Annotated in this window: 12 protein-coding genes; 10 read left to right on the top strand and 2 right to left on the bottom strand. The window is 49.5% G+C overall.

The annotated features are described in order from the left end of the window. Positions 1-81: 81 nt before the first annotated feature. The 8 genes from EQP46_RS18045 (at position 82) to EQP46_RS18005 (ending at position 11327) form a co-directional block, all read left to right on the top strand. Entirely contained in the window at positions 82-585 is a 504-nt protein-coding gene (locus EQP46_RS18045; protein ID WP_129494977.1) for a lactoylglutathione lyase family protein, read from the top strand. 218 nt (positions 586-803) lie between these two features. Continuing rightward, positions 804-2003: a putative manganese transporter gene (locus EQP46_RS18040; protein WP_129494976.1), complete on the top strand. Its 1200-nt coding sequence runs from the start codon at positions 804-806 to the stop codon at positions 2001-2003. Positions 2004-2425: 422 nt separating this feature from the next. Next, positions 2426-3736, top strand: a complete 1311-nt coding sequence (locus EQP46_RS18035; protein ID WP_129494975.1) for a dicarboxylate/amino acid:cation symporter — start codon at positions 2426-2428, stop codon at positions 3734-3736. Between the two features lie 341 nt (positions 3737-4077). Continuing rightward, positions 4078-5709 carry a BCCT family transporter gene (locus EQP46_RS18025; RefSeq protein ID WP_129494974.1) on the top strand — a complete coding sequence of 544 codons (1632 nt, stop codon included), beginning with the start codon at positions 4078-4080 and terminating at the stop codon, positions 5707-5709. Positions 5710-6232: 523 nt separating this feature from the next. Further along, positions 6233-7840, top strand: a complete 1608-nt coding sequence (locus EQP46_RS18020) for a BCCT family transporter (protein ID WP_194956852.1) — start codon at positions 6233-6235, stop codon at positions 7838-7840. Between the two features lie 153 nt (positions 7841-7993). Further along, positions 7994-9877 (top strand): DUF294 nucleotidyltransferase-like domain-containing protein, encoded by a 1884-nt coding sequence (locus tag EQP46_RS18015; RefSeq protein WP_129494972.1) that lies wholly within the window; start codon positions 7994-7996, stop codon positions 9875-9877. Positions 9878-9884: 7 nt separating this feature from the next. Next, positions 9885-10622 carry a 3'-5' exonuclease gene (locus EQP46_RS18010; protein ID WP_129494971.1) on the top strand — a complete coding sequence of 246 codons (738 nt, stop codon included), beginning with the start codon at positions 9885-9887 and terminating at the stop codon, positions 10620-10622. Between the two features lie 246 nt (positions 10623-10868). Then, positions 10869-11327, top strand: a complete 459-nt coding sequence (locus tag EQP46_RS18005; protein ID WP_129494970.1) for an FKBP-type peptidyl-prolyl cis-trans isomerase — start codon at positions 10869-10871, stop codon at positions 11325-11327. Positions 11328-11405: 78 nt separating this feature from the next. Here EQP46_RS18005 and EQP46_RS18000 read toward each other — a convergent pair whose 3' ends face one another. Beyond that, complete coding sequence (locus EQP46_RS18000) at positions 11406-12860, bottom strand: hypothetical protein (protein WP_129494969.1); 1455 nt, start codon at positions 12858-12860, stop codon at positions 11406-11408. A gap of 61 nt (positions 12861-12921) precedes the next feature. Here EQP46_RS18000 and EQP46_RS17995 point away from each other — a divergent pair, with 61 nt between their 5' ends. Continuing rightward, a complete protein-coding gene (locus EQP46_RS17995; RefSeq protein ID WP_129494968.1) occupies positions 12922-13509 on the top strand; it encodes a sugar O-acetyltransferase in 588 nt (195 codons plus the stop codon). A gap of 34 nt (positions 13510-13543) precedes the next feature. Here EQP46_RS17995 and EQP46_RS17990 read toward each other — a convergent pair whose 3' ends face one another. After that, positions 13544-13810 (bottom strand): YkgJ family cysteine cluster protein, encoded by a 267-nt coding sequence (locus EQP46_RS17990; RefSeq protein ID WP_129494967.1) that lies wholly within the window; start codon positions 13808-13810, stop codon positions 13544-13546. A 194-nt stretch (positions 13811-14004) separates the two neighbouring features. Between EQP46_RS17990 and EQP46_RS17985 the strand changes: the two genes are divergently transcribed. After that, entirely contained in the window at positions 14005-14448 is a 444-nt protein-coding gene (locus tag EQP46_RS17985) for a YcgN family cysteine cluster protein (RefSeq protein WP_102394853.1), read from the top strand.

Below are 14448 nucleotides of genomic sequence, written 5' to 3'. Positions count from 1 at the left end.
ATGTAAGAATAAACCATAATTTTTAAACAGTGAATGGGATAAGTAGACTGAGCACATTCAATAAGAAGAGAGGACACTCACATGCAAATGCCTTACCCACGCACTTTTTCACACATTGGTATTTCAGTACCTGATCTTGAAGCGGCCGTGAAGTTTTACACGGAAGTGCTTGGTTGGTATCTGATCATGGAGCCGACAGAGATCGTGGAAGACGATTCCGCGATTGGTGAAATGTGTACCGATGTATTTGGCTCAGGTTGGGAATCGTTCCGCATCGCGCACCTTTCAACGGGTGACCGCATCGGCGTAGAGCTTTTCCAATTTAAAAACCAAGAAAACCCAGAAGACAACTTTGAATACTGGAAAACAGGCGTGTTCCATTTCTGTGTTCAAGACCCGAACGTAGAAGAATTGGCAGACAAAATTGTGGCTGCGGGCGGTAAGAAGCGCATGAAAGCGCCACGCTATTACTACCCAGGTGAAAAGCCTTACCGCATGATCTACATGGAAGACCCGTTCGGTAACATCTTAGAAATCTATAGCCACAGCTATGAACTGCATTACGCCGCGGGTGCTTACAAGTAAATCTAGGATCCACACAAAACCGCCTTGCTGAGCGCGAGATTCTCAGTGGGGCGTTTTTGCGTTGGCTTTCTTTTCTCAGCCTTCTATTCTTTTTCGCACCTCGCACCTCGCGATCTTGACACGCCCATTGGTCACTTCCCAAAAACAATGTTGCAATTCTGGATTTTTAAATTATATTGATAATCATTCTCATTGCGATTTGAAAGTTAAGGTCAAGCATGACAACACTTGTCTCTAAATACCTTTCGCCCATCGTCAAACAGCAGGACTGGACGCTAAAGAATCGTCGTCTGGTGTTCCCTGTCGTTTTGATGGCGTTGCTGATGGCGGAGCCTACCCGTGCAGTAAGTTTGGGCGTGTTGTCTGATGCATTTTGGCAAGTTGCAGCCTATGTGGCTGCAACCTTGGCGCTGTTTCACTATTTGACGGACAAGTTTGACCGAAAAGGCGCTTGGACGAAGCAACTTTCGGCGCGCAGATCGCTGCAAGTGTTGCTCGCTGCATCTATGGGTGCGCTCCCCGGATGTGGCGGTGCGATTGTGGTGATTACCCAATATGTTCGCGGTAACTTGAGCTTTGGTGCGGTGGTTGCTGTGCTCACGGCCACCATGGGAGATGCCGCTTTCTTGCTGCTCGCAACCCGACCTATGGACGGCTTTATGATGGTGGGATTGGGCTTCGTTGTCGGCTTGATGTCAGGTGTGATTGTTGATCGCATCCACGGGGGCGATTTTCTTCGCCCAAACGCAGTGCGTAGTCACAACCTCAATGCCAATGAAGATTCAGAGACTGCCTCATCCAAACACGGGTTCATTAATGCGCAAGGGCGTTTTTGGCAATGGCTCGTTTTCCCTGCCATGGTGATGGCCTTGATCGGCTCGTTTCAAATGGATGCGGATGCCGTGTTTAGCCTGCCAGCAGGCACCTCGGAGATATTGGGCGCTGCCTTGGCCGTGATCACCGTGACCTTTTGGTCGTTACAACGGGAAGTGAATACTTACGAATCCGTGGTGGGTGAAGACCCTAAGTGCCGCCAATCTCATTTATTTCAACGCGTTGCGCAAGACACTAATTTTGTCACGGTGTGGGTGATTGCAGCGTTTCTTACCTTCGAGTTGACGATATTGGGACTCGACATTGAATTGTCGAATGTGTTTGGAGGTTGGGGAGCGTTGATGCCATTGATGGGTGTCGCGATTGGCTTGCTGCCTGGGTGTGGCCCTCAAATATTAGTGACCAGCTTGTACATTAGCGGGGCAGTGCCTATGTCTGCGCAAGTCGGAAATGCTATCTCAAATGATGGTGATGCGCTGTTTCCTGCCATTGCGCTTGCGCCTAAAGCTGCGATGATGGCAACCCTGTATTCAACGGTGCCAGCGCTCATTGCGGCTTATGGGTATTTTTTCTTGTTTGAATAAACGCGAAGGATAGTTAATCGCCACATAGCGCTGTTACAGGAAAAAGAGAGAGGTCAGCCTCTCTCTTTTTTGTTTTTACGCAGCGATGGATCGACGCATTTCTTCATCGCTTGAATGGTTCATCCCTTTCGTCATTCTGGCATTCCCCCTATTCCGGTTTTTATCTGGTGGTCATTAGGCAGATTCAGAATGACATGTCTAAATCTCTGAGCAGTGCCGCAGATTAAAAAACAAACTAACTTACGTATTTATTGTTATTTCATTGTTTTCAATGTGTTGCGGGCGGCTGGAAAATCTGTGATGCAGCGCAGAAATGGCGATCGAGACTCAAAAAAGGACTTCATGCTATATGCAAAGACACTGCTAATCTCTTGGCTAATTATTGTGACAAGAAAGTAAATATTGCAGAGGAGTATTCTGGGATGAATACGGAATCAAGAAAAATGTCCTTAACGACTCGAGTCCTAGTCGGCATGGTAATGGGTATTGCGACCGGATTTGCGATTCGTTTATTGTTCGCCGATGAAGGGTTTGTGAACAGCTACATCGTGAACGGTTTGTTCGATGTAGGTGGTCAGATTTTTGTTGCCAGCTTGAAGATGTTGGTTGTGCCATTGGTGTTTGTTTCTTTGGTCTGTGGCACCAGTGCGCTCAAAGACATTGCAACACTCGGGCGCTTAGGTGGCAAAACCCTGACCTTCTATTTGGGTACCACGGCGTTGGCGATCACCTTCGCGATGAGCTTGGCGTTGTTAGTTGGCCCGGGCAAAGGGGCAGACCTTTCTGCTGCATCCAGTTTCCAAGCTGCCGAAGCACCTTCTCTCGGTGAAGTGATCGTCGGTATGTTCCCGACGAACCCAATCAGTTCGATGGCAGAAGGCAACACGCTACAAATCATTATTTTCGCCTTGTTGTTCGGTATCGCGATCAGTGCATCGGGTAAGCCGGGTGAGCGTGTGGCAGCATTCTTCCGTGATCTCAATGAAGTGATCTTGAAGCTGGTCGCTCTTCTGATGAACCTTGCCCCGTATGGCGTGTTCTGTTTGATGGCAAAGCTGTTCACGTCTCTGGGTCTTTCTGCCATTTTGAGTTTGGCAGAGTACTTCTTGGTGCTCAGCAGTGCGTTGATTTTGCATGCATTGGTCACTTACACCACCTTACTGAAAGTGTTCAGCGGCCTAAGCCCAATCACCTTCTTGAAGAAGATGGAAGATGCGATCATGTTTGCTTTTTCGACGGCATCTTCAAACGCGACCATCCCTGTGTCGATGGAAACCACCACGCGCCGCATGGGTGCTGACAACAAGATTGCCTCGTTCACTATCCCGCTAGGCGCAACCATCAACATGGATGGTACGGCGATGATGCAAGGTGTGGCGACGGTGTTTATTGCCCAAGCTTTCAACGTTGATCTGTCATTAGCGGATTACGTGACCGTGATTTTGACGGCGACATTGGCGTCTGTGGGCACGGCTGGTGTACCGGGCGTTGGCTTGGTGATGTTGGCAATGGTACTAAACCAAGTGGGTCTGCCGCTTGAAGGTATCGCATTGATCATGGGTGTTGACCGCTTGTTGGACATGATTCGTACCGCCGTGAATATCACGGGTGACTGTGCGGTGACCTGTATTGTGGCGAAGAGTGAAGGCGCACTCGACCTTGAGCGCTACAACGACATGAAAGCGGGTGAAGAAGACGAGCGTATCGTGTTCAAACCGTCGACTCAGTCGTAATTACTTCCTTTTAAATCGCGAGAAGCAGACGAAAACCTGTTCTCTCGCGCCCCCAAAACGCCGTTTATCACGGCGTTTTTTTGTGCGTTCGCATAAGGAACCATGGATTTATCCGCCTGAACCGACCGAGATCAAAGAAGTTAGTGGTTGAGATGAGCAGAATGCGCCATCCCAGTGACTGTGAATATTTTGTAGCTGGTTTTAATGAAAAAGTTTGATGCTAATAAGCATTTAGTTTCATTTTACGTAGCAAATATGAAGCGTCATAGTTTCTGGTCCAAAGAAAGCACAAGAGGGTGCTCTCTCTGCAATAACAAAAAATACAAAAATGGAGTTTAGTTGTGAGTGATAAAAGCCATGACGAGTTAATGACGCCGGATGGTGCAGTGACCCCTATCGATACCGACTACCAAGTGGGTCAAGATAACATTGCACTGAAGATCGGCCCATTTGGCCTAGACATTCATAACCGAGTGTTTGTCGTTTCGGGTTCCTTAATCGCGCTGTTTGTTGCGATTACTTTGCTGTTCCGAAACTCAGTAGGACCTGTATTTAGCGAGATGCGTAACACGCTGACCTCGCAAATGGATTGGTTCTTCATTTCTGCGGGTAACGTGTTCGTGTTGCTCTGCTTAGTCTTAATCGTAACGCCTTTGGGCCGAGTTCGCCTTGGTGGCACAGAAGCGAAACCTGACTACACCTATGTGGGTTGGTTCTCTATGCTGTTTGCTGCTGGTATGGGTATCGGTTTGATGTTCTACGGCGTTTCCGAGCCTTTATCCCACTATGCTGCCTCACTGGGCGGTGTGAATGTGGTTGATGGCGTTCGTACTGACTGGGCGCCACTGGGTGCTGCAATGGGAAGTACAGACGCGGCGAAAGATTTGGGTATGGCTGCCACGATTTTCCACTGGGGTCTTCACCCGTGGGCAATTTACGCGCTGCTTGCATTGTCTTTGGCACTGTTCTCTTTTAACAAAGGTTTGCCACTGACGATCCGCTCTGTGTTCTACCCATTGTTTGGTGAGCGAATTTGGGGCTGGCCGGGCCACATCATCGATATCACGGCGGTTGTTGCGACCTTGTTTGGTTTGGCAACGTCGCTAGGTTTCGGTGCATCTCAGGCTGCAGCGGGTTTGAATTTCTTATTCGGCATTCCTGATGGCACGCCGACGCAAATCATTTTGATCATTGGTATCACAGGGTTGGCGTTGAGCTCTGTGGTCGCAGGCTTGGATTCGGGCGTTAAGCGCTTGTCTGAAATCAACATGGGCCTTGCGACCATGCTGATGTTGTTCGTGATCGCTGTGGGTCCAACCATGGCCATTTTCAGCAGCATCTTCACCAACATGGTGGCGTACTTCGAGAACCTGCCTGCACTGTCTATGCCGTTTGATCGCCAAGATGCGAACTACTCACAAGGTTGGACTGCGTTCTACTGGGCGTGGTGGATGTCTTGGTCACCGTTCGTGGGCATGTTTATTGCGCGTGTTTCACGCGGTCGTACCGTGCGTGAGTTCATCGTCTGCGTATTGTTGATCCCAACGTCAGTGTGTGTGATTTGGATGACCACATTCGGTACAACGGCGATTGAACAACTGAACGACGGTTACCGTGCTGTGGTTGATGCGGCATTGCCGTTGCAATTGTTCAACATGCTAGATGGCTTGCCATTGTCGAGCATTACCTCTTTGTTGGGTATCGTGCTGGTGGTGATCTTCTTCGTGACGTCGTCAGATTCTGGCTCGCTGGTTATCGATACGATTTCTGCGGGCGGTAAAGTCGATGCACCGGTTCCACAGCGCATCTTCTGGTGTTCGTTCGTTGGTCTGGTGGCGATTTCACTCTTGCTGGGTGGCGGCTTGTCTGCACTACAGGCGATGGTGGTATCAACGGGTCTGCCGTTCTGTATCGTATTGCTTCTTTGTGCATTCTCACTGGTGAAAGGCTTGATGTCTGAACCACGTGCGTAATGACACATAAAAATCCGGGCGGCTTGTCGCCCGGATTTTTTTCATCTTTCTTTTTTCATCCCACTTTTTATTTTTGCGCCATCGCTTGATGGGGACCTTGGCTTAAATTGGATCGATGCGGACGCATACACGCAACTTCAAAATGTGTTAGCGCATACGATGCTCTATGAACGACTGAGTATTTAGAGTTCAATGGTTGTGGTCAGGCGTTACGATGCTTGCTGAGCAGAAAAAGAGCAATAATCGCTGGAAATGTAGCGAAAGCTAGAATCAAAGACGATCAATCTCTCACTATTTAAGCATTGAACTCTAAGGATATGTTAAAGTGTTTAGTTCGTCAGTGAGCGTTCAATCTGCTTCTTGTTGATACGATATTTATCGACCTCGTTTCGAATGTACCGTGCAAACGTGTGCACGTATTAACGAGTGCCAAGGCATAAAGTCTATTGAACGACATTGACTTGCTTAACTCGCAAAACGGACAAAGGAGTTTACTGTGAGCGATAAAAGTCATGAAGAGTTGATGAAACCGGATGGTGAGGTCAACCCTATTGATACTGATTATCAGGTCGGCCAGGATAATATTGCGCTTAAAATTGGTCCGTTCGGACTCGATATCCATAACCGCGTTTTCCTGATTTCTGGTTTATTCATTACCTTATTTGTGTTTGTCACCCTCGCTTTTCGAGATGATGTCGCGCCGATGTTCGGCGACATGCGAGGTTGGTTAACATCAAACCTAGATTGGTTCTTCCTCTCTGCAGGCGATATTTTTGTCTTGGTGTGTTTGTTCCTGATCGTGAGCCCCTTAGGCCGGGTGCGTTTAGGTGGTACAGAGGCAACGCCTGACTACACCTACGCGGGTTGGTTCTCCATGCTGTTCGCAGCAGGGATGGGCATCGGCCTTATGTTCTACGGCGTGTCAGAACCGCTCTCCCATTATGCATCCTCTTTTGGCGGTACAGCTGTTGAAAATGGGGTTCGTACAGACTGGGCGCCGTTAGGTGCTGCAGCGGGTAACGCAGAAGAAGCGCGCAAGCTTGGTATGGCAGCGACGATTTACCACTGGGGTCTTCACCCGTGGGCGATCTACGCAGTATTGGCCTTGGGCTTGGCGCTGTTCTCGTTTAACAAGGGCTTGCCACTGACCATGCGTTCAGTGTTCTACCCATTGTTTGGTGAGCGCGTTTGGGGTTGGGTTGGTCATGTGATCGATATCCTCGCAGTAGTGGCAACCTTGTTTGGTTTGGCCACATCCTTGGGCTTTGGCGCATCGCAAGCGGCATCCGGTCTTAATTTCCTCTTTGGTATTCCACTGGGAACGACGACCGAAATTATTTTGGTGGTACTGATCACCATGCTCGCGTTGGTTTCCGTGGTTGCGGGTTTGGACGCGGGTGTAAAACGTCTGTCTGAAATCAACATGATGCTTGCTATCTTGTTGCTATTGTTCGTGATTGTGGCTGGACCCACGATTGCGATCATGACGGGCTTTTTCAGCAACCTTGGTGCGTACCTTGAGAACCTCCCTGCGTTGGCGATGCCCTTTGGGCGGGAAGATGTCAACTTTACCCAAGGCTGGACAGCCTTCTATTGGGCGTGGTGGATATCTTGGTCACCGTTTGTAGGCATGTTTATCGCTCGTGTATCTCGCGGTCGCACGGTGCGTGAGTTCATCATCTGTGTGTTGCTTATCCCATCAGCGGCGTGTGTGCTTTGGATGACGGCTTTCGGTGGTACAGCCATCGACCAAGTGGTGAATGACGGTTACACCGCGGTGACAGAGGCGGCATTGCCACTTCAATTGTTCGCGATGCTGGATGCACTGCCGTTTGCACAAATCACATCATTCATCGGTATCGTGCTGGTGGTGGTGTTCTTTGTCACATCGTCTGATTCCGGCTCTTTGGTTATCGATACGATTTCTGCGGGCGGTAAAGTAGATGCACCCGTACCACAGCGTGTATTCTGGTGTACGTTCGAAGGATTGGTCGCGATTGTATTACTGATGGGAGGCGGATTGGTTGCCTTGCAAGCGATGGCAGTCTCGACGGGCTTCCCATTCACCATTGTGCTTTTGGTGTCTTGTGTTTCGTTGATCAAAGGTTTGATGTCTGAACCGAGAGATTAACAACACAGGTGACCATAAACATAGCGAAACAGGTCTTTGTACTTGACGCTATTGAGGATGGGGCAGGCCAAGTGCCTGCCCCATTTTGTTCGTTTTGTTTAGATAGGTTGCCGTCAATAGTGTGCGGCTCTCTAACACTGAGATTGAGAATTAATGGAAGCGGAACAAATAGAAATCGCAGCGTTTCTCAAACAGTATGCGCCTTTTAACGAGATGCCTGAGGAAACGGTAGATACTGTTGCCAAGCGAATCGACATCTCTTATTACCGTGCAGGTACGCAGATACTTGAATACGGCGAACCGCTGAATGACTTGTGTGTTGTTCGCAGCGGTGCGGTCGAAATCTTTCGTCGAAAAGGGGAGCTTTTCAACCGTTTGACGGAAGGGGATGTGTTTGGTCAGTGGGGCTTGATGATGAACCGCCGCGTTCGTTTTCCCGCGAAGGCGATTGAAGATAGCTTGGTGTATTTCATCCCTGCGGATCTCTTTGACGATTTGTGTGAAAACAACGAAACCTTCGGCGATTTCATGGAGATCGAAGATGGCTCCCGCCTGCGTCAAGCCGTTGAGAATCACAAAGACAGCAATGATCTGACGACATCGAAAGTCACGGATTTGATCTTGCGTGACCCTGTGACCGTGGAATGTGAAGCCACCGCACAGGAAGCGGCACAAATCATGACGGAAGAAGGTGTTTCTTCGCTGCTCGTGATGTCCGTTGATATCGAAGAAGACGAACGTGAACACCAGCGTATTTTGGGCATCCTTACCGACCGTGATTTGCGCTCTCGCATTCTTGCCGAAGGCATGCCGTTCGACACCCAAGTGTCTGAGATCTTAACGCCGCAAGTGATCACCCTTGATCACAATGCCTATGTCTTTGAAGCCATGTTGTTGATGCTGAGAAACAACCTGCATCACTTACCGATTTTGCGCCACCAAAAGCCAATCGGCGTGATTGCGCTGTCTGACATCGTGCGTTACGAATCTCAGAGCAGCTTGGTGATCGTGAACAGTATTTTCCGTCAGCAATCTATCGAAGATCTCGAAGTCTTGTCGAAAGACGTGCCAGCGTGTTTCTCGCGCATGGTGCAAGAAGATGCCAACTCTCACATGATTGGCTCTGCCATGGCAGTGATCGGTCGTAGCTTCAAACAGCGCTTGTTGGAACTTGGCGAAGAAGAGTTTGGCCCGCCACCTGTGGGGTATTGTTTCTTGGCGCTGGGGTCGATGGCGCGTGATGAGCAACTGATCGTTACCGACCAAGACAATGCCATGATCTTAGACGACAAGTACGATCCTGCGGAGCACGAACCGTATTTTGCGAACTTAGCTAAGTTCGTCAGTGATGGCCTTGCGCGCTGTGGTTACAGCTATTGTACCGGTAACATCATGGCGACGAACCCCGAGTGGCGTAAAACCCGCACCGAGTGGGAAGCCACGTTTGCGGATTGGATTGATCAGCCGAATCCAAAATCGCTGCTTAACAGCAACATTTTCTTTGATTTGGACGGCGTGTACGGTGCGACCAACTGGGCGGAGCAGCTCAAAGCGTTTGTCGGACGCCGCGCCCGTCGTAACAACCGTTTCCTTGCTTGCATGGCGCGAAATGCGTTGAACCGCACGCCACCATTGGGCTTCTTTAAAGATTTCGTGCTTGAGCAAGACGGGCGCCACAAGAACTCGATGAACCTGAAACGTCGCGGCACTGCGCCATTGGCGGATTTGATTCGTGTTCATGCGCTGGCGGTGGATTCACGTTCGCAAAACTCCTTTGAGCGCTTGGATGACATCATCGAAGCCGGCATTTTGCCGAAAGGCCGCGGCACAGATTTACGCGATGCGATGGAATTCATTTCCATGGTGCGTATCCGTCACCAAGCCTTGGATGTGGCCGGTGATCAAGAACCTGATAACAACATCGAACCTGAAAACCTGTCTGACTTTGAGCGTCGAAACCTGAAGGATGCATTCCAAATCCTCAGCAATGCGCAGAAGTTTTTGAAATACCGTTATCAACCCAGCCGCAGCAATTAGGTGACCCGTGCTATTTCTTGAACCCAACAAAGGGGCACCGCTGGTTCAGGCGGGCCCGGACTGGCCAACTGTTATCAAGCGCTTGAAAGAGCGGGCGAAAGTGCCGTTGCTGGAACGCTTCTATGAAGCGGGCGTGGTCAGTGGCGATACGCCACTGTCGGACGTGCAGTTTGTGGCACTGGATCTCGAGACCACAGGGCTCGATCCGCAGAAAAATGACATTGTAAGTATTGGTTTGGTGCCATTTACCTTGTCGCGCATTCACTGTAGCCAAGCGAAACACTGGATAGTAAAGCCACGTCGACCTTTGGAAGAAGAGTCGGTGTGCTTTCACGGTATTACGCATTCCGATGTCAGTGATGCACCGGATTTACAACGAGTACTGGAAGAGGTGTTGTCTCATCTCGAAGGGAAGGTGGTGGTGGTGCATTACCGCCGTATAGAGCGTGAGTTCTTAGATGCCGCGATAAAATACCGACTGGGTGAAGGACTGCTTTTCCCGATGATCGATACGTTGGAAGTGGAATCTTGGTATTACCGAAAACCCAGCAATAAGTTTTGGTCTTGGCTGCTGAAAAAGCCGCTTACCTCGATCCGCCTTGCTGACAGTCGTCGCCGTTATAATCTGCCTTTTTACCAAGGGCATAACGCGCTGACAGATGCGGTCGCAACCGCAGAATTACTGCAAGCGCAAGTGGCACATCGTTTCCGTCCTGATTACCCTGTCAAAGCGCTGTGGCGATAAGCTAACACGCTCATACCTTAATGACGCTCTTTATTCTGAAGGGCGTCATAGACTTCTGAATATTCTTACTTTTAACTGCCTGAATCGCGTAAGTTCACGTTTTTTTCATTCAGTCGGCGTAGATTAGTCAGTTGAAACACGGCGATTAAGCCGCTGTGTTAGAGTCAAAGTATTCCCGCAGAGGGATGACCAGTATCTGTCCGGTCGTTCAGATATATACATTCGCTGCCGATAAAGGATGGCAAGATGATTGAAGAAAACAAAGTCGTAGTAATTGATTACACCGTGAAGGACGAAACAGGTCAGGTAATCGATACGTCTGAAGGTAAAGAGCCACTCGCATACCTTGCTGGTGCGGGCAACATTATCCCTGGTCTGGAAAAAGCCCTTGTAGGTAAAGCCGAAGGTGACGCATTCCAAGCGGAAGTGCATCCAGAAGATGCTTACGGTGATCGCAATGAAGCGCTGATTCAAAACGTTGAGAAGAGTGTTTTCCAAGGTGTTGAAGAGCTGGAAGTCGGCATGGTGTTTAATGCTCAAGGCCCACAAGGCAACATTCAGGTTACTATCGTCGAAATCGACGGTGAAGACGTGACCATTGATGGCAACCACCCACTGGCGGGCTTGGTTTTGCACTTTGAAGGTGTTGTGCGCGAAGTGCGTGATGCGACGCCAGAAGAGCTAGAGCACGGCCACGTGCATTAATCGTTTAACGGTTAGCACCCTGATTTAAAAGCGAGCCATTGGCTCGCTTTTTTCGTTTTAGTCCGTATGTCGGGAGCGTTATTCTGAATGACTTTCTTGTGGTTCATTTTGGGTCAGCAACGTGTCGAATATCTTTGCATCATCAAAATGGCGTTCGCCAATAAAGGCGATAGCGTGTTGACCTTGTTGTCGCATCGCACCGGGATTTCTAACCCCAAACGGCCACAGAAACCACCGTTCGCCTCGGGCGCTTTCTGCCAGAACACCATGTTGATTGAAGGGGCTAAGGACATTGCCGTTTGATGCTTTCAACGTAAGAAAGGCATCCAGTGGTTGCGTGTTGAGGCCAATAGCCGCGGGTATGTTACTGGTAAAATGTAAATCAGTGATCATGTGTCTGCCGCCGGACAGCGATACATGCAAACGGTTTGATGGCTGCGGTTTCGCAAGGTGTTGTTGAATCGGTTTCTCGTGCTCACTCTCGACGAAAGAGAGTGTCGGGCTAAGTGCATACACCATGTGAAAGCAACCACATTGATGAATAGCATCCACGATCAAAGGCGCCCCCTGTTTATCCAACGTTATGCGGATATTCACTGCATCAAACGCGCCGCTATATGGGTCAAATGTGCTTTCGGCGGGTCTTGCTGAGAACCACAAGACGTAATTAAGTTGAAGTAGGATGTCGCCATTAAACTGCGTGTAGCTGATGTCTTTGTAAAGGGTTGGCGTGTTTGTGTTGATGGTAGGCGAGGCATCATCGTCAAGTTCAAGGGCTCCTGGCAAGTCCGCCTTTGACAGGGTTTCAACGGTAAAGACGGGCGCATAGTGGCTAAGAAGCAGGTCTGCTTCTGGCGCAGATAATATAGGCCAATTCAGCGCGGACTCTTCTCGTGCTTGCTCCACCATTTTTTGAATGGTGAGGTGCGCATCGTCGCGCGCGATCTCGTCATTCACGAGTGCGTCATAGTGAAAAGGATGGGCAAGTGGGCGTGTGAATTCACGTTGGATATGTGCCTGCTCTTCTTCTATTTGACCCTTCGCGACCAAACTGGCTAAGGGGTAGATCCCCACGACACGCTTCCACGGTTGATACGCGGATGGGATAACGACGGGCTTGGCGTCCATTTGCTGCCAAAACAAGGTGCTTTCGCTGCTCGATCGCGCCAATTGCTCTTGGCATTGTTGAAGTGATGCGCGACGTGTATCGGACAGGCCGTTCTGCCACGCCATGGCTGTGTGCAGTTGCTTCTCTCCGAGTCCGTGCACATAGGCAAGCCATTGGTTTTTGCCTTCAAGGGTTGTTAACGAGGCGGGTAAAGAAGCGCTGAAGCGATCAAACGCCAAATGAGGAAATCGCACATCATAGTGAAAAGGTAAGAGGGAGGTGTGTGTGTGCTTAACCTCTTGATAGAAAGTTTGAAGCTGTTTTTCACATTGCTGTGAGGGGATGTCGTTGTAGCGCGATGGCGGCGTTGATACACAGCCTGATAATACGCTCAATAAACAAAGGATTATGAACCTTGATCCCACTTTGATTCTCCAGCTTAGGGTAATGTGCGACGTATTCAGTGTGACGAAAAAATGAGTAAATATGAAAACTGAAAAGCAAAAAATGCTAAGCGGCGAGCTATATCGTGCAAGCGATCCGGAATTGGTGGCTGACAAAACACGTTGCCGTGAAGCGATGCGACGTTTTAACCAAAGCTTGCCAGATACGGATGAGTGGAAAATCGCCAAGCGCGATTTGTTGCCAAATGCCTGCGAAACCCTCTATGCCGAACCGCCTTTTTATTGTGATTACGGCCAACACATCACCGTGGGTAAAGGCGTGTTCATGAACTTTAGCTGCACCATTTTGGATGTTGCGCCAGTGACCATTGGTGACAATGTCATGATGGCGAACAACGTTCAACTGCTGACCGCAACGCACCCATTGGATGTGCAGCGTCGCGTGGGCAATTTGGAAGAGTACGGTTTACCGATCACCATTGGTGAGAACAGCTGGATTGGTGGCGGGGTGATTGTGTTACCCGGGGTCACGATCGGAAAGAATTGCGTGATTGGCGCGGGCAGTGTGGTGAACAAAAGCATTCCAGACAACAGCGTTGCGGTGGGGAATCCGTGTCGCGTGGTGAAAACCTTGTCGGAAGAAGAAGTGGCGTTGAAAACCGCGGAATAGCGTTTTATCGCCGTTGTAGAGCGCTTACTGGATATTAGAAGGTAAGCGTTTCTAGTTCGATCAGCACTGCCATTGCGTGCGCATTCGTTGTGCCGCAAATATCTTTATCTGCTTTAAATTGGCTGCATACCGCTGGGCGGTCTGGTTGGCCAAAAATCTTACACAGATTCTCATCGTTCAATTGAATACAGCGCTCGCCGGCCGCTTTGCCGTTTGGCATACCCGGAATTGGCGATGAAATGCTGGGCGCAATGCAACAGGCTCCGCAGCCGAGTCGACACTCTACTTCTTGCTCTTTCATCCATCCCACTCAACACTCAAAAGAAGGCGCGCACATTATCATTCGTTAGTGAGTAACGCAAAAGGTTGCCATCACTCACGCGTAACTTATTGATCTTGTCTGATAGGTCTTGCACTTTCGTTAGTGGGTGGTATAAACACCGCCTCATGGCTACATCGTTATAGCTTCATCATTTTCTGGCAGGACACGCAATAATGACAACACCCTTCTGGCAACAAAAGACACTGACCGACATGACGGACACTGAGTGGGAATCACTCTGTGATGGTTGTGGTAAGTGCTGCCTTCACAAGCTGATTGATGAAGACACAGAAGAGTTGTATTACACCAACGTGGCCTGCAGCCTGCTGGATGATAAAACCTGTTCGTGCAAAGACTATACGAACCGTTTCAGCTACGACGAAGACTGTTTGAAGCTATCTCGCGAGAAAATCGAAGAATTCTACTGGCTACCAGACACGTGCGCTTATCGCTTACTGGCTGAAAATAAGCCACTTCCAGCATGGCATCCACTGATCACGGGCTCAAAAGAGGCCATGCATGCGGCGGATGAATCGGTGCGTGAAAAAGTCGTTTATGAAATCGACGTTATCGACTGGGAAGACCACATCCTGAACCATCCGCGCAAGGGCAACTAG

Origin of the sequence: Enterovibrio baiacu, assembly GCF_004120195.1 — a bacterium.
Taxonomy (GTDB): Bacteria; Pseudomonadota; Gammaproteobacteria; order Enterobacterales; family Vibrionaceae; genus Enterovibrio; species Enterovibrio baiacui.
The sequence above is the reverse complement of the archived record's forward strand: the minus strand, read 5'-3'. Positions and strand labels throughout refer to the sequence as shown.

Bases quoted from the DNA above. Each gene is read 5' to 3' on its own strand.
- EQP46_RS18045 (WP_129494977.1), top strand. From the start codon at position 82: ATGCAAATGCCTTACCCACGCACTTTTTCACACATTGGTATTTCAGTA.
- EQP46_RS18040 (WP_129494976.1), top strand. From the start codon at position 804: ATGACAACACTTGTCTCTAAATACCTTTCGCCCATCGTCAAACAGCAG.
- EQP46_RS18035 (WP_129494975.1), top strand. From the start codon at position 2,426: ATGAATACGGAATCAAGAAAAATGTCCTTAACGACTCGAGTCCTAGTC.
- EQP46_RS18020 (WP_194956852.1), top strand. From the start codon at position 6,233: ATGAAACCGGATGGTGAGGTCAACCCTATTGATACTGATTATCAGGTC.
- EQP46_RS18015 (WP_129494972.1), top strand. From the start codon at position 7,994: ATGGAAGCGGAACAAATAGAAATCGCAGCGTTTCTCAAACAGTATGCG.
- EQP46_RS18005 (WP_129494970.1), top strand. From the start codon at position 10,869: ATGATTGAAGAAAACAAAGTCGTAGTAATTGATTACACCGTGAAGGAC.
- EQP46_RS17995 (WP_129494968.1), top strand. From the start codon at position 12,922: ATGAAAACTGAAAAGCAAAAAATGCTAAGCGGCGAGCTATATCGTGCA.
- EQP46_RS17990 (WP_129494967.1), bottom strand. From the start codon at position 13,810: ATGAAAGAGCAAGAAGTAGAGTGTCGACTCGGCTGCGGAGCCTGTTGC.
- EQP46_RS17985 (WP_102394853.1), top strand. From the start codon at position 14,005: ATGACAACACCCTTCTGGCAACAAAAGACACTGACCGACATGACGGAC.